We start from the raw sequence: 15,168 nt of genomic DNA on the forward strand, positions 1-15,168 counted from the left end.
ACTACCAGATTAGATTGACGTATACGTAAACGTCAACACTTAATTGCAGTTTTTAAGTACACTCTCGCTACGCAAAAAGTCGTATAGGAGTTCTACTACCTGGTCCTGCTTTTCCAGGTGTGGCGAGTGCCCCGCATCCTCGAGAAGAACGCCGCGGGCCTTTGGTCCGATGCCGGCAACGATATCCGTGACCTGCTCCGGCACTCCGTATTCGTCGTTTTCTCCCTGAATGATAATAGCCGGACATTCAATTGCCGCCAGCCAGCGACTGAAATCCATCGCCGCCTGAAACCCTTCGTCACGCCAGACTGTCTGCCAGGCGTTGAAAAGATCGTCAGTCCGGTTGCCGTGATAGCGCGCCAAACGATCCCGGATATCCGTCTCCCTGTAACGTACGGCCATTTCCTCGATACCAGCGAGGGTCAGGTGATCGGCATAGATGTGCGCCGCCATGGTCGCCAGCGCCTTTACACGCCCCCCCATGGTGCCGGCAGTCACGAGGGCAATGGAACCACCGTCGCTGTGCCCTATCAGCACCACATCCCTGATTTCGAGCTTGTCCAGGAGACGGGGCAACCACTGTTCGCCAGCTGCCTCAAGGTAATCGTGTGGGCGCGGGAGCTCTTCATCGGAAGAATGGCCATAGCCCTGACGATTGTAGATCAGCGCGTCGCAGCCGGTTGCTTTCGCGAGCTTCTCCGGAAACTTACGCCACAAGGCGATGCTGCCCAGGGACTCGTGGAGAAAAACCAGCACCGGCCCTTTCGGTTCCGCGTGCTGGATTCGCCTGACTTCCAGCTCAATACCGTCGCCTACCGGCACCATCATGTCACGAATCTGCATGGGATTACCGGTTTGGCGGAATTGAATAGGTCATGGTGGAGTGAGCAACCGGCTCTTCGGCACCTTCCGAGTAAACGAACACTTCGCCCACGCCCATGGTACGGCCGACTTTCAGCATGGTGGCACGGGCCCAGATGGGCTGATGCGCCACCGGCTTGCGCAGAAAATTAATGTTCAGATTGGTGGTCACCGCCAGGGGAACAAGGCCAATCTTGCTCAACAGCGCCGCATAAAGGGTGACATCCGCCAGCCCCATCATGGCCGGCCCGGAGACGGTGCCCCCGGGCCTGAGATGCGCCTCATCCACTTCCAGTTTCATTTCTGCCCAGCCATCCCCGAGCTTCTGCAGGGTGCCGTAGGCCTCCCCCTGCGGAAACTGCTCGTCAAGGAAGGCCTGCAGCTCTTCGAACGTAATGATCATGCGCCGATTTCTTCCTTGGCCTGATTACGCAGGACAAACCGCTGGATCTTGCCGCTGGGAGTCTTCGGCAGCTCATCGACAAACTCAATCTCCCGGGGGAAGGCGTGGGTCGAGAGCCTGCGACGAACCAACTCCTGCAGTTCGTCTTTCAGGGCCTGTTCGTCTCCAAGAGCGTAATCGCCCTTGATCACCACATAAGCCTTGATGATGGAACCGCGCTTTTCGTCCGGCTTGCCGACAACGCCGGACTCCGCCACAGCGGCGTGCTCGAGCAGTGTGCTCTCGACGTCTGCCGGTCCCACCCGGTAGCCGGCCGTGGTGATGATGTCATCATCCCTGCCACTGAAGGAGAAGTTGCCATTGCCGTGGTTGATGACCATGTCACCGGTGAGGTAGTAGCCGTTAACGAACGGGTCCTTTTCACCCCAGGTGTAACCGTCGAAGTGGAAAAGCGGGGACGCTTTTACGTCAACCGCCAGCTGACCAACTTCACCCTCGCCTACAACCTCGTTTTTCTCGTTCAGCGCGACCACCTTGTGGCCAGGAGAGGCATAGCCCATGGAGCCTTCACGGACCGGATGCGCCAGACCGTGGAAGTTGCAGCAGGTCATGCCAGTCTCGGTCTGGCCGTAATGATCTTTAACCGGGCAGTAGTGACGGTTGCGAATCCAGTTCACCACTTCCGGGTTCAGAGGCTCGCCGGCACTGCTGGCAACCCGAAGGCCCAGGTTCTCGCCTTCCGGCAGCACGTGATCGTTTGCCTTGAGCAAACGGTAAGCCGTAGGCGCCGCAGCCAGGTTGGTGATCTTGTACTTGCGGATCATGTCGTAGGTGGATTCCGGGGTAAAACCACCCGGGTTGAAGTGCGTGGCGTGGCCCATCAGCAGCGGCCCAACCACGGCATAGTAAAGACCGTAGGCCCAACCGGGATCGGCCACGTTCCAGAACCTGTCACCATCCTGCAGATCAATGGCGTATTTCATATAAACGTAGAACGCCAGCAGCGCTTTGGCCGGTACCGCAACCCCCTTGGACTTACCCACGGTGCCAGAAGTGAACATCTGCAGGAATGGATCGTCGCCCTTGATCATGACAGGCTCGAAATCGCTCGACTGGGCCGCCAGGGTCTCTTCGAAGTCAGGGATGTCCGCGCCAATCTCACTGGCGTTTACACCCACAATCGGCGGGCAGACCTTGACGTCGTTCAGCTTGGGATAGTTCTCCGGGTTGGTCACCACCAGCTTGGTGCTGGCTCGCTCGAACCGGTACTCAATGGCCCCGGAACCAAAGGCCGTGAACAGCGGCTGATACACGGCACCAGCACGCAGGGTTCCGGCGATAACGATCAGCAGCTCCGGAGTGCGCGGCAGGAGTGCAGCCACCCGGTCGCCCTTTCCGATGCCCTGGGATTTCAGATAATTGGCAAAACGCGCAGAGGCCTCTTTCAGCTCGGCGAAAGTCAGAGTGCCGTCACCGCCATCTTCGGTTTCGTAGTAAAGCGCAACCCGACTCGGGTCATCTGCCCATTTGTCGCAGATTTCGTGACAGACATTGAGCCCGCTATCCAGACGTCCATCCAGGATGTCCGCTTCCAGAGCAGCAGGATCGAAGTTGTTGTAAACGTCGGTATATTCCGGAAGGCTCATTCTCAACTCCTGTTGTTTTTATCATTGAAAGCACGGGTCAAGGTTTAGCACAGGCTTCACTTTACGTAAAGGTAAACTTTAGACCAAAAAGGAAGAAATCTGTGTGGCTTTATGAGCAGGAAAAGCGGGTGCGACAGGCCTGCCGCACCCTTGAAGGGATCAAACACGAAAATCAGGATTTCGGCGTAATCTTCCCGGGATGGCGGCTTGAAAGTATGTGGTGCAGGGAGTCGCATTCCACCATGGGATCATCGCAATTGACCACGATGTCGGAGCGGGCAATGACATAACCCTTGCCGGTGATGCTGTTTTTGATCACCTGGTACTCACCCTCTTCCTCAACCGAAGTGAATTCACCGATAAAACCCGTCTCTCTGAGGGAAACGGTTTCCAGCTTGTCGCCCGGCTTGATACTGCCTTCGTAGTTCATCAACGCCAGACGGGCGGACGTGCCAGTGCCCGTTGTGCTCCGACAGATCACCCCGGGATGCACATAGGTTGCCGAGCGGGACCGGTAATAGCCCTCTGCCACATGTTCCACAGGGCCCATGAAGTGCAGGAACGGCAGTGGCCCTACGTCGCCAAGCGTATAATGGGAAAAGCCCCGCTCTGCCTGAATCGCCTCGACAATGGCGTGGGCGGTTTCTGCGAGTTTGCGTTCTTCGTCCAGGGTCAGATCGAAGCCCATGCTGGCTGCATCCACCAGCGCATAAAAGCCGCCGCTGTATGCAACACTGTAGGTAATCTCGCCCAGCGAAGGCACGTCGATGGTGGCCTTGTAGGTGTGGATATAGCTGGGCAGACCCTCACAGGTGATGGCTTCTACCACTCCGTCGTGCACCGTCGCCTCAATCTGGACCAGTCCGGCGGGCGATTCCAGTATAAAACTCTGCTGGCCTTCCTGTTTGGGCACAATGCCCGCTTCCAGCACCGCAGTAGCCGTGCAGATGGTGTTGGAGCCCGAGTAGATAGGGTAGCCCATGACTTCCATGATGATGTAACCGGCGGCAGCTCGCGGATCCGTGGGCGGCACCAACAGATCCACAGACATTTCCGGTATCCCGTAGGGCTCTTCCAGCAAAAGCCGGCGTAGACCGTCGGCGTCATCCCGCAGGTACTCCATCTGCGCTCGCACGGTATCGCCGGGCAACAGATCAATGCCACCGGTCACGATCCGGCTGACATCACCGCCGGCATGGGTATCCATCAACTGAATGGTCAGTTCCGGTTTCATCAAGCGCTCTCCAGTGACCAGGGTTGGCCGTGTTCTTCCCATTGTGAGTCGGGAACGATCACGATCTTGCCGAGATAATTGCTACCCCGGTTCACAAAATATTCTTCTGCCCGGTGCAGGTCAGAGAGCCGAAACGCACCGTGCAGAACCGGTTTCAGTTGCCCTCCCCGGATCCAGGCCATCAGTTGTTCTGCCTCTTCGCGGGTGCCATGAGATACCCCGAAAATCTGTACCTGGTAGAGGTAGATCCGGGTCCACAGGATTTCGCTGATGTTGCCGCCACTGGCCCCTGCAATACTCAGGCGCGGGTAGGTGCTGCGGGCGTTCATATCGAAGATCATGGTATCGATGAACACATCGGTCATCTCTCCGCCCACCAGATCCATCACCGCATTAATGGGCTTGCCTCCGGTTTCCGCTTTCACCCGATCTACAAAGCTGTCCATATCGGAGCGATCCAGCACCGCCTCGGCGCCCAGTTCCAACAGCGCTGCCGCTTTGTCCTGTTTACTGAGAGCATAGGGAATAGCCCCCATAATTCGGCAAAGCTGGATCAGGGCCGTGCCAACGCCCCCGCTCGCGCCGGTCACCAGGACCCGCTCTCCGGCCTTGATGTTGGCCGAGGTAAGCATGTGCATGGCGGTCTGGTAGGAACACATGCCCATGGACGCCACTTCGGCATCCGCCAGTTCGGCATTGGGTATGTGATGGAACTGGTCAGCCGGCAGCGCTACGTATTCCGCGTAACCGCCGTCGGCACCGTGGCCGTAGTAATCGGGCGTGAGATTGATGTCTCGGCGGTCATTGGCGTAGATGTTGAAATCCAGAAGGCCCCGTTCTCCAATGCGGGACTCATCCACACCGTCACCAACAGCCACGACACGCCCGGCGATGTCGGCCCCCTGAATCCGCGGAAAAACCAGCGTGGGCTTGCCGCCCATCTGGAAGGATGTCATTTCGCCTTTTTTGGTGGGATACAGCCCTTCCCGTGCCTTGCGGTCGGTGTTGTTCTTCGCCGTTGCCGTAACCTGAACAAGCACCTGGCCGGCTCCGGGCGCAGGAACAGGCACATCTTGGTACTCCAGTTTATCGACATCACCGTGACCGGTAAGAACCATGGCTTTCATGGTGTTCGGGATCATGGGCTGACGATCCTCCCTGTTTGCTGAATTTCGGGTATTCAAAGAGGATAGGTGAGTTTACCGGGCGTGTCAGTGCGTGTTGCGGGTATCCATTATCAGACTACCGGGCAATCACTTTATAGATAGGACGCAGCTTGGGAATCTGTTTGAGTACCACCTGGATGACCGTCATCAGAGGCACCGCCAGTAGCACGCCCACCGGCCCCCAGAGCCAGCCCCAGAAGAAGATCGAGACGAAGATGATCACCGGATTGATGGCCATACGAAAGCCATGAATCCAGGGCTCAATAAACAGTCCGACAAGCGTGGTCAGCCCCAGGAATCCCAGGGGCGCGACAGCCATCATCCAGAGCTCGTCCAGACTGACCACAGACACGATGGTCAGCAACGAGATCGAGAGAATATTGCCCAAATAGGGAATGAACCGCGCCAGCCCGGCGACCAGCCCCCACACAGCCGGATCCGGCAGCCCGACGGCCCAGCAGATCAGACCCGTTGTGGTGCCGACGGCCAGATTACTCAGGCCGAGAACGCCCAGGTACTGGGCAATCTGATGCTGAGAATCGTGGGTAATCCTAAGCACGGTTTTCCGCTGATCAATGGGCAACTGACGGACAAAGTTCTTGATCAGACGATCACCGCTCACCAACAGGAAATAGGTTAATGCCAGTGCCAAAGCCAGGCCAGCGATGCCGTTCCGGGCTTTGGTCATCAACTGGTTGCGCCATGAATCCGTCTGCAGAACAACCGTCGTTGGCTGTTGCCTTTCTGACTCCGAGAGCTCCTCAACGGACTTTTCAACCTGTTCCGCAGACTCGGAGACCCTGGCGATCTGGCGACTGATTTCGCTCTCGCCCACCAGCAGCCTCGATATCCCCTGGGGCACTTCCTCAACCCACTTGAGGGCAGGCGTCGCGACGGCCAGTGTAATGCCGACGATGCCGGCGAGCACCAGAAGCACAAACACCAGGGAGCTGATCATCCGGGGAACCCGCCACTTAACGTACGCCTTCTTGACCAGGGGCGAGAGCAGCAAGCTCGTCATAACGGCAAGAATAATGGGCAGGACAATCTGATGAGCAACGTACAGGGTGTACAGAATACCGAGACCGAACAAACCGTATATCGGCGTGGCAAGATCCGATGAAATCAGCAGGCGCTTGTTCTCACCCGCCGGTTCCTTATTTGTGGATTGGTCTTCCATGATGAAGCCTGTATACCGTGAAAAAAGCTGGCCCGGTAACTCCAGGCCAGTGTTAAAAACGGTCAGTCTACCTTCACCATAGCGCGAGCGCACCCGGGAGAGGGTTACGCGGGGTTCACTTGAAGCAAAAACCGAAGTTTCGAAAACGAAATGTAAGCTCGGCACTTCGATTTTTTTGACGGATTCCTGTCATTCCCTAGTTTATCGGCTCAGGATGATTGACGACGCAGCGGAAGCCTATACTCCCCGAGTCAACAGATCCTCCGCTTCTCGCAAAAACAGTATCGCCCCCGCCAAAGCTCCCCCCCATTCCAGCCCAGTCTCGAACAGTCTTCTGAGGTTTTGCTGGGTCGAGAGGGTTCTTTGGCCCTCTTGGGTTATCAAAGCTGGCCTCCGTATAAAAATCCGGTTTAAACCAATCCTGAGTCCATTCAGCGACGTTGCCAGTCATATCATGAATACCAATTGAATTCGGCGGATAGGAGCCTACGGGACGACGCTCCATCACATTAAAATCGTGGCTGAGCATGTTTCCAGATGGAGGTATGCTCGGATCAATGTATTGCACGGGTCTCTGCAAGTACGTATCAGGATTCGCTTCCCCAGTACCAGTTGCATAAGGCACTTCCTTGCCACGGCTTCGGGCAGCGTATTCCCATTGAGCTTCCGTTGGCAAAGCAAAGGGTAAACCGGTTTGATCGCTTAACCAGGCGCAGTACCCTTCTGCCTCATAGTAATTTGGTGTTCTGGCAGGTTTAAGATGAAAATAAGGAGACAAGGGATCTTCACTTGGTGGGGCGATAAATTTCTCGTCATACCCAGACCCCTCATACAAGGAGATGTGTCCAACTTTCTCATAATAGACGCGCATTTCTCCCCAAGTTGTCTCGTACTTGGATATGGAGTAGCTGTCGACGCTGACATCGACAGCAGGCCGAGCGTGATCCGTTAAAACTACATAAGGCGAACCATTCGGGTGTCCTACATCACCCAACTTAAAAGTACCTCCCTCAACAAAGACCAGATTTTCAATCGCTTTTTGCTTGACTCGTGAAACCGCATCGGCCGAGCCATTACCAAACCTCTCACAAGCAGTTAATGAGGTTGCGAGCACCACCAACCCCAGCTGCAAACCTTTATTCAGAACCATATGCGGTTTTCCCTAGCCAATCCTACAAATACGGCAGACGTCGAAAGGATCCATTTTCACGGGCCTTCCCGCAATTGCCCTTTGGCCTTGAAGCCCAAGTATGAACATGCGCTGATCCGCTTTGTTTTTTCCAATGAATGCAAAAAGTCGATCAACATTCGACTCAAACTCCTCATGCCTCGCAAAACCTTCAGGGTTCATTCGCATAACGGTTTCCTCGAAATCGCGCCAACCCTGAAAGGTTTCCATTATCTGCTTAACAGCCATAATTTTGATGTCATCTGCACCCCACAAATTAGGGGTCACCCACCAGTCATAAAGAATATTGTCCAATACAGCCCCTTTTACTTCAGGAGGGGAATGCCTGAACACAGAGTCCTCGGCCAACGCTAAATCGACGACCACGTTGTAAGCCAATTCATGGCCACGCTCCTCACGAGCACGGTTTACGAAAAACGACTCGACAAATCGAACGATCTCAGTCGCCATGGAGTTGGCAAATTCTTCCGCTGCCCCAGCGGCAGACAGTCCCCTACCAAGGGCATACAGACTAATTCGCTGGTACCACTTAAAGGCGGAGCTATTCGAATCAAAGAGTTCTAAATATCTGAAGTCCACGTCCATTAGTGCGTTGTAGACGAAATGGAGCATCCGAATGACTTTCTGAGTCTCGATCTCCAAGAGAAAGCTTCCGGATGGCCCCACGCCTAGCACAAGCCCAGCGTGTGCGTTTAAATAAAATTTGCCAGTCTCCGGGCTGAATAACAGCCTGAGTTCGGCCTCTGCCCCAGCCCCCAACGCTGCCTCGACCTTCTTACCTACCCTACAAAGCCTTTCCCACTCTCGCTTCTCGGTCAGTACGTCTTTCCAACGCAGCTCACCTGCCACCTCACATCCGCCACGAATGCCTGCGAATACCCCAGCCTCAGCACCCGCCTTCTGCCCGTTATTCCTCGAAGCAATGCCCTTCAGAGTGGGGAGGCCGTCCTTGGTGGACACGTGAACATTTCCAGCAATAAGAGCCGAGGCGCCGGCGAACCCGGTCAGCGAGGCGTTGATCGCTGCCTGGAAATGGCCGAGCGACGCGATCTTGCGCTCGCCATCCCAGCCTCCAACCCGATAAGGAATCCGGATTTCGGACCGGTTATTCACCGGAAACGCCTGCTCAACACCAACCTTGCCCTGCGCCAGGGCATACTGCGCTTCCGCTTTCGCCTGGAAATGCACTTTCCCCTTGCGCGGATCAAATTCACCCGAAGCTGCCGCACCGGCAGCAAAGCGCATGAACTGTGCTTCTGCGGAGGCATCAAACCCGATTTCATCGACCGCTTCCCGCCTGGCTTCCGCGTCTCCCCAGATGGACCAGGATGCCTCATCGTAAAACTTGTTCAACGTCGTCATCAGCGCGCCATTTTTATCCGGCTCCCAGAGGGTTGCGTTGAACTTGATGTTAAGTTCGCTTCGGATAGCATCTCGTAGCTTAGCCGGATCAACGCCGTTCTCGGTTAGCCAACCCTTACTGCGCTCCCTGTCTCGCGATGCCATCGAATACCGGCGAGGGTGGTTCGCGATCTTGTCAGAGCGAACAAATGTGACGTGCTTATTGCCGGCCAACCGCTTTATTTCAGTAATCGGTGGAATGGATTGCATGTCGTTGGTCAGGACTGAGCGCGCCTCAAGTTCGTCTATCAGCCGTTCTTTCTCCTCCTGTACTTCCGACAGCAAGCGCCCTTCGCCCTCACTCACGCCCAGTTCAGAGTCGGTTTCACCCTCATCAAGCCCGTCAAGCTTCCCGTAAAATTCAGTGATGGGACCACAAACAAACTCCTCTTCTTCGACCCAATCCGCCAATTCTGCCTCAGTCAGAAGAATCAGTTCGTCAGACCCGGTTACATGAACAACTTCCACGATTTCTTCGGAACAGGGAGGCTCCTGAGCAATAGATCCCACTTCGCAGTTGGAGAAATCAGCCTCGTTGGCCGCTGGCAGCTTGAGCAGCTGTCCGGGGAAGATACGATCCGGGTTCTCAATTGCAGGATTCAGCCGCATCAGGCTGCTCAGGGTTGTTTGATGCCTTTGTGCAATCGCACTGAGGGTGTCGCCGGAGCGAACGGTGTATTCAGAATTCATCAGGCAACTCCGTATGCCAAATGGTTATCCACTGCTTTCAGACGTGCGCTAGCCGAGACCTCAGAGTCAGACAGAATGGTGCGGATTTCGGCAAGCTTGATCCGCTCCCCGTGAACCACAGCCAGCTCTGAGTAACGGCTAACCTCCTTTTCGGTTCGAAAACCCAGCGCGGTTGCCTCATTGATGAGTTGCTCCAACCGTGCTCGATCCGTGATGTTGAGAAAACGGCCCAACTTCTCGACGAATTCATGCCTGGCGCTCTGTGACAGCACTACCACATGATTTTCAGTGAGGAGAAACCAGCCTTCCTCAGCCGCTTTCCTGAAGTGTTGCGAGCCATCTGAATCGAACCGGGATAGCTCTCCGTTCGGCTGGAAGGCCAGCCACTCTCTGACTGGCCCACTAAAGCGAGCGCGTTCCTGCTCATTCAGTGCAGACATCAGCCGCGTGAGCTGCTTGGGTGCGTAATAGCGCAGGTAGGAGAATCCCCCATTCGGCATCTGCACACTGAGCAAACTGCGCAAATGGCCCGCCACAAGGGGGAGGCTTTGATCCGATAAAAGGATAATGGCTTTATCCTGCCACTCCGACTGGGCACGCCAAAGCCGAGTACGCTCGGAGGGTTTGACCAGGCAAGGGGTTACTTCCATAGCCGCTTCATGTGGTGTGCCCAAGAACAGATATTCCAGTTGGGGCTGATCATCATGCTCGTAGGTGAAGCGCGGTGCATCAAACAATGCACCGTCGAAAAGAATGTAGGCCTTCGCCCTGGTTGTTTCATCCAGCCCTATCATGCAGTCACACCCTCGCATGAACAGGATGAGAGGGCGCAGGTGCCATCCGGCTTGCGCCCGCATTGCTTGACCAGTGCAACATCGTTCCTGGCCGCCGCATTCAGGGCCTGCACCGAACTTGGTGTAGGCCCTGCTACAGTCCGGGTGTCGGTTTCAGCAAGCTGTGCCGGTTCATTCGTATCGGAAATTTCACTCAGGCTGGCCGGAAGCGCCGGGTCTTGGGCCGACACCCCACTCCCACTCCCAGGCCCACCGCCAGAGTTCATGCGCACCGAAGGCCCGGAGACCGTAACGCCACTGGGATCCAGCTTCAGAAAGCTGCCACCCGCCTTGAGCGTGAGTTCGGCGCCCGCCTCGATTACGACTTTCATACCCGCTTTGTGGTGGATCTCGGTGCCAGCTTCAACGAGCTGGTTTTTGCCCTGTTTGCTGTGAAGACTGCCACCGATGGAGAGGCTGTAATCACTTCCGACCGACTCACGCTGTTCGCCATCGACAGTTCGGTGCTCATTGCCTTTGACGTGACTGAGTTCGTTGTTTTCGACCGTGCGGTGACTGTCGTTCCGAATCACCTCCGTGTGGTTGTTCTCGGTGAGCAGGTCCAGGTCTTTCTGGGCGTGGACGTAGATCTGTTCCTGGTCCGCCTCATCCTCAAACCGCAGTTCGTTGCTGCCCTCGCCCTTGTGGGTCTTGGTTTTCAGGGTGGTGCGGGTTTTGTGCTCCGGCAGCCCATAGGGTGGCGTGTTGGTGATGTGATGGGTTCGCCCGGTGATGATGGGCTGGTCCGGGTCGCCGTCCAGGAAGGAGACAATTACTTCGTGGCCGATTCGTGGCAAGGCCATGAAGCCATACTGGCCGCCGGCCCAGCCCTGACTGACTCGGAGCCAGGCGCTGCTGTGTTCGTCGTTTTTCGAGTAGCGATCCCAAGGGAAACGGACTTTGACCCGGCCATGTTCATCGCAGTGAATCTCTTCGCCTTCCGGGCCTGTGACAATCGCAATTTGCGGGCCGTCCATCAGAGGACGATGGGGCGTTCGGGGACGCCAGGTCAGGTCTGCAGGTATGGCATTGAACCGGTTGTGATAGGTGGTGGGTTCGCTGCCGCCCTCCTCTTCCAGGGCCTGGGGCTGGGTGCCGGTGTGAGTGACTGCGGTCAGCAGCCATTCCCGATTCAGGGCGTCGCTGTCGTGCTCCTTCAGCTCAACTTTGGCGCCGGCGCTGAAGTCCGGGCGATTGCTCTCACCGGATGCGGTACTGGCATCATTGCGGAGGGATTGCAGTCTGGCTTCGGTAAACGGCTGGCCACTGGCATCGGCCTTGAAGCGGCCGGGGTAATCGTAGTGCTGGTAATCTTCCCGGTGCTTCAGGTCGCCGGAAGCATGCTGATGCATCAAAGCATAGGCGGGATTCTTAAAGGTATAATCCTTCATGGCCACAGAGGCCACCCGCACCCGCTCTTCATATCGAAATCGGTACACGACCGGGCGCCTGCTGCTGCCGCCGGCTCTGGCGTTATATTCTGCCGGCTCCAGCTTCGGCGCATCGCCATGATGGTCGGCGATTACAAGCGCCGGCTGTGTGTCTGCGTCCACGCTCCCGTGTTCATACCTGTAATGCCAGCCCTCTTCAGCCGCGAGACGTTCGAGGAAGGCCAGGTCGCTTTCTCGATGCTGAACACAATACTCCCGCTGCTCTGGAGTGCGTTTCAGATCGAAAACCGAGCCGATAATGCCGCGCTCTTCCAACAAGGTAGCCACGATGGTATCGCTGCTTTGGGTCTGGAAAACCCGGCTGTTGTGCATCAGTCCCAGACGCCAGAGCGGCGACTGAATATTCAGTTCATAACGGGTGCGCCGGTGACCGGCATCGCCCCGAACAAATTCGTTGACCACACCGGTGAAGCGCCTTAGCGGCTCGCCATCCTGCCAGACCACAAGATCCACCGGTTGCTCAAGAATTTCCGCTGCCTGAATTGAGGGATCGGTACTGGCCAGCTCAAGCCGACCGTGAAACACCTCGGACAGGCATTCGGTCAGGGTAAAACCGACGAGTGAAAAAATATCAGAGGGGAGACCGCCAACGCGGACGGTGAACTGCAATCCATTTGCCTGGGGCATGTCTTCAATCCTTTGAAGTCATCAATCCGGATGATTCTGCTACAAAAACTGCACTATCCCTGGCAGTTCTTCCATCGTAGCGGGTGAAACATTAACAGCGTAGTCGCGGTTATTCAACGAAAAGACCGAACGTTACTCACTCGCCTCCTGGCGCGAACGATACCATTCGGCGTACGGCGTGTTCTCGATCTTGCACTGGGTATAGTCCGGTTCGTCATCAGACCACCAGACCGGCCCGCGCTCACCCAGGGCACGCTTGGCGTGATCCACCTGTTGGCGGGCCTCACGCTCCTGACCCTCGTCGCCGGATGCTTTCGCATCCCGCACCATCCGGCGAGCAGACATCAGGTGCTTGACCTGCTCCCGGTACACCTGCTCCGGAAGATCGGGATTCGAACAACGCCACAGGCGCCCCTTTACCACAAGGTAGCGCCCGTCTGGCGTTTTAATCGTTTCCTTGGTCAACCTTTATTCAGGCTTGTAAAGCCGCTGAATGCTGGAGAAATCCAGGCCACCATTACCCTGCCCGGCGTGCAGCTGGAACAGGTTACGGGCGAGAGAGCCCATAGGAATGGAAGCCTGGTTCTTCACGGCGTTGTCGAACGCCAGCCCCAGATCCTTTGTCATCAGATTGACCAGGAAGCCGCCCTCGTAGTTACGTGACGCGGGTACGCCCTCCATCACACCTGGCCAGGGGTTGTAGACGTTCAACGCCCAGTTGCCGCCAGAGCTCTGCTTCATGATTTCCGAGAGCACCGCCGGATCCAGACCGTTCTTCACGCCGAGCGCAAGTGCTTCGCTGGTGCCGGACATCAGGATAGCCAGCAGCATGTTGTTGCAGATCTTGGCCACCTGGCCGGACCCATGATCACCGGCATGGAAGATGTTCTTGCCCATGGCGTCAAGAATCGGCTTGGCCTTGTTGAAGGCCTCTTCCGAGCCGCCGCAAATGAAGGTCAAGGTGCCGGCCTTGGCACCGCCAACACCGCCGGAGACGGGCGCATCGAGGAACGGGATATCCTTGGCTCGTGCAACTTCGGCAACGCCCCGGGCTGTTTCCGGAGCGATGGTGGAAGAATCAATCACCAGGGTGCCGGCCGGCAGTTTTGCCAGCAGACCATCGTCTCCCAGGTATACCGCTTCCACATGCTGGCCGGCAGGCAGCATGGTGATGACACACTCCGCGCCACTGGCTGCTTCGTGGGCGGTGCCTGCTGTTTTCGCGCCTTCGGACACCAGGGCGGCAACAGCGTCTTTGGACAGGTCGAATACGGTGACCTCGTGGCCGGCTTTTACCAGGTTTCCGGCCATTGGGCCGCCCATGTTACCGAGACCGATAAAGGTAATCTTTGCCATGTCTTTTCTCCTTGTTCTTGTAATAGATCAGCTAAAAAAATCGTCGATCCAGGCGCTGTCCATTTCGGCAAGGGACGCATAGCGCCAGCGGGGCTGCTGGTCCTTGTCGATCAGAAGCGCGCGGATGCCTTCGGCAAACTCGCCCTTGGTCAGGCATTTGGTGGAAAGCACCAGTTCCTTGTCGAGCACCTCTTTCAGGCTATCGTGTTTGCAGCCGTGCAGGTGCCGCCAGACCAAAGCCAGGGATGTGGGTGACGCACCAGCCAGGGAGCGGGTCGCTTTCGCCACCCAGCCGTCGCCACCAGCCAGTTCTTTCAATTGGTTAACGGTCGCTTCCAGGGAGTCAGCATCGGTAACCCGATTGATCTCATCGAAATGAGTGCGAACAGGTGACTCCGGCATGGCGTCGGCGCTCTCACGCTCGTATTGACGCAACACACTACCGACCACTGCATGAGGATCTTCGCCCTGCCAGTTACGCTTGCACAAATCGGCAACAACATCGCCCTTCAGATCATGCCGGATGAAGCGGTCGGCAAGGCCGGTGAAGATTGCATCAGCGCCGTTCAGGCGAGCACCGGTCAGACCCAGGAACAAGCCGGTGCGCCCGGGGGTGCGGTTCAGGAACCAGCCCGCCGCAACATCGGGGTAGAGGCCGATGGTGATCTCGGGCATGGCAAGCTTCGATCCTTCCGTCACCACCCGGTGAGACGCGCCCTCCATAATGCCCATACCGCCACCCATTACGATGCCGTGTCCCCAGCAAACGAGCGGTTTCGGGAAGGTATGGATCAGGTAATCCAGCTCATATTCCTCGGTGAAGAATGCCTCACCCTCACTGGCACCCTGTGGCTCGGTCATGCTGCGATACAGGGCAACGATGTCGCCACCGGCACAGAACGCCTTGTCGCCCTCGGATTCCAGCCAGACGGCCTGGATTACGGGGTCCTCCGCCCAACGCTTCAGTTGCGGAGTCAGCAACCGGATCATTTCCAAAGACAGCGAGTTCAGCGCTTTGGGCGTATTCAGCCGGGCCACGGCGATCAGCGCGCCATCGCCCGTCTTCCATTCTTCGAAGATAATGGGTTGATCACTCATAACAGGTCCTTGAGCCAGCTTTCAAAGCCGGCT

The 15,168-nt window shown here is 56.7% G+C and carries 13 protein-coding genes; all 13 read right to left on the bottom strand.

Translation table 11 applies throughout. From position 1 onward, the window contains the following. Positions 1-39: 39 nt before the first annotated feature. The 13 genes from BM035_RS02295 to BM035_RS02355 all read right to left on the bottom strand — a co-directional run bounded on the left by BM035_RS02295 (position 40) and on the right by BM035_RS02355 (position 15,135). Positions 40-843, bottom strand: coding sequence for an alpha/beta fold hydrolase (locus tag BM035_RS02295; RefSeq protein WP_092030157.1), 804 nt, complete (start codon positions 841-843; stop codon positions 40-42). 4 nt (positions 844-847) lie between these two features. Continuing rightward, positions 848-1,264 (bottom strand): PaaI family thioesterase, encoded by a 417-nt coding sequence (locus tag BM035_RS02300; RefSeq protein WP_008175922.1) that lies wholly within the window; start codon positions 1,262-1,264, stop codon positions 848-850. Further along, entirely contained in the window at positions 1,261-2,910 is a 1,650-nt protein-coding gene (locus tag BM035_RS02305) for an AMP-binding protein (RefSeq protein ID WP_008175924.1), read from the bottom strand. Before BM035_RS02305 ends, BM035_RS02300 begins: the two co-directional genes overlap by 4 nt. A gap of 172 nt (positions 2,911-3,082) precedes the next feature. Continuing rightward, positions 3,083-4,144 carry a proline racemase family protein gene (locus tag BM035_RS02310; protein ID WP_008175927.1) on the bottom strand — a complete coding sequence of 354 codons (1,062 nt, stop codon included), beginning with the start codon at positions 4,142-4,144 and terminating at the stop codon, positions 3,083-3,085. After that, positions 4,144-5,286 carry a zinc-binding dehydrogenase gene (locus tag BM035_RS02315; RefSeq protein WP_092030159.1) on the bottom strand — a complete coding sequence of 381 codons (1,143 nt, stop codon included), beginning with the start codon at positions 5,284-5,286 and terminating at the stop codon, positions 4,144-4,146. The genes BM035_RS02310 and BM035_RS02315 overlap by 1 nt, the downstream gene beginning before the upstream one ends. 100 nt (positions 5,287-5,386) lie before the next feature. Next, positions 5,387-6,490: an AI-2E family transporter gene (locus BM035_RS02320; protein ID WP_092030379.1), complete on the bottom strand. Its 1,104-nt coding sequence runs from the start codon at positions 6,488-6,490 to the stop codon at positions 5,387-5,389. 196 nt (positions 6,491-6,686) lie between these two features. After that, complete coding sequence (locus BM035_RS02325; protein WP_092030161.1) at positions 6,687-7,640, bottom strand: formylglycine-generating enzyme family protein; 954 nt, start codon at positions 7,638-7,640, stop codon at positions 6,687-6,689. 12 nt (positions 7,641-7,652) lie between these two features. After that, entirely contained in the window at positions 7,653-9,770 is a 2,118-nt protein-coding gene (locus BM035_RS02330) for a LysM peptidoglycan-binding domain-containing protein (protein WP_092030163.1), read from the bottom strand. Continuing rightward, the gene (locus tag BM035_RS02335; RefSeq protein ID WP_092030164.1) at positions 9,770-10,564 is read right to left on the bottom strand and encodes a DUF4123 domain-containing protein; all 795 of its coding nucleotides are present in this window, start codon (positions 10,562-10,564) and stop codon (positions 9,770-9,772) included. Before BM035_RS02335 ends, BM035_RS02330 begins: the two co-directional genes overlap by 1 nt. Continuing rightward, positions 10,561-12,681, bottom strand: coding sequence for a type VI secretion system Vgr family protein (locus BM035_RS02340; protein WP_092030166.1), 2,121 nt, complete (start codon positions 12,679-12,681; stop codon positions 10,561-10,563). Before BM035_RS02340 ends, BM035_RS02335 begins: the two co-directional genes overlap by 4 nt. 132 nt (positions 12,682-12,813) lie before the next feature. Beyond that, complete coding sequence (locus BM035_RS02345; RefSeq protein WP_092030168.1) at positions 12,814-13,146, bottom strand: hypothetical protein; 333 nt, start codon at positions 13,144-13,146, stop codon at positions 12,814-12,816. 3 nt (positions 13,147-13,149) lie between these two features. After that, positions 13,150-14,037 (bottom strand): 3-hydroxyisobutyrate dehydrogenase, encoded by an 888-nt coding sequence (mmsB, locus tag BM035_RS02350; RefSeq protein WP_053114702.1) that lies wholly within the window; start codon positions 14,035-14,037, stop codon positions 13,150-13,152. Between the two features lie 27 nt (positions 14,038-14,064). Beyond that, positions 14,065-15,135: an enoyl-CoA hydratase/isomerase family protein gene (locus tag BM035_RS02355; protein WP_092030169.1), complete on the bottom strand. Its 1,071-nt coding sequence runs from the start codon at positions 15,133-15,135 to the stop codon at positions 14,065-14,067. Between the last annotated feature and the right edge of the window lie 33 nt (positions 15,136-15,168).

Source organism: Marinobacter sp. DSM 26671 (assembly GCF_900112835.1).
In the GTDB taxonomy this organism is placed as follows: Bacteria; Pseudomonadota; Gammaproteobacteria; order Pseudomonadales; family Oleiphilaceae; genus Marinobacter; species Marinobacter flavimaris.

What these genes read in the sequence shown, in the direction of transcription:
- BM035_RS02325 (WP_092030161.1), bottom strand. Translation starts at nt 7,640, where the DNA reads ATGGTTCTGAATAAAGGTTTGCAGCTGGGGTTGGTGGTGCTCGCAACC.
- BM035_RS02355 (WP_092030169.1), bottom strand. Translation starts at nt 15,135, where the DNA reads ATGAGTGATCAACCCATTATCTTCGAAGAATGGAAGACGGGCGATGGC.
- BM035_RS02300 (WP_008175922.1), bottom strand. Translation starts at nt 1,264, where the DNA reads ATGATCATTACGTTCGAAGAGCTGCAGGCCTTCCTTGACGAGCAGTTT.
- BM035_RS02340 (WP_092030166.1), bottom strand. Translation starts at nt 12,681, where the DNA reads ATGCCCCAGGCAAATGGATTGCAGTTCACCGTCCGCGTTGGCGGTCTC.
- BM035_RS02330 (WP_092030163.1), bottom strand. Translation starts at nt 9,770, where the DNA reads ATGAATTCTGAATACACCGTTCGCTCCGGCGACACCCTCAGTGCGATT.
- BM035_RS02315 (WP_092030159.1), bottom strand. Translation starts at nt 5,286, where the DNA reads ATGATCCCGAACACCATGAAAGCCATGGTTCTTACCGGTCACGGTGAT.
- BM035_RS02295 (WP_092030157.1), bottom strand. Translation starts at nt 843, where the DNA reads ATGCAGATTCGTGACATGATGGTGCCGGTAGGCGACGGTATTGAGCTG.
- BM035_RS02320 (WP_092030379.1), bottom strand. Translation starts at nt 6,490, where the DNA reads ATGGAAGACCAATCCACAAATAAGGAACCGGCGGGTGAGAACAAGCGC.
- BM035_RS02335 (WP_092030164.1), bottom strand. Translation starts at nt 10,564, where the DNA reads ATGATAGGGCTGGATGAAACAACCAGGGCGAAGGCCTACATTCTTTTC.
- mmsB (WP_053114702.1), bottom strand. Translation starts at nt 14,037, where the DNA reads ATGGCAAAGATTACCTTTATCGGTCTCGGTAACATGGGCGGCCCAATG.
- BM035_RS02310 (WP_008175927.1), bottom strand. Translation starts at nt 4,144, where the DNA reads ATGAAACCGGAACTGACCATTCAGTTGATGGATACCCATGCCGGCGGT.
- BM035_RS02305 (WP_008175924.1), bottom strand. Translation starts at nt 2,910, where the DNA reads ATGAGCCTTCCGGAATATACCGACGTTTACAACAACTTCGATCCTGCT.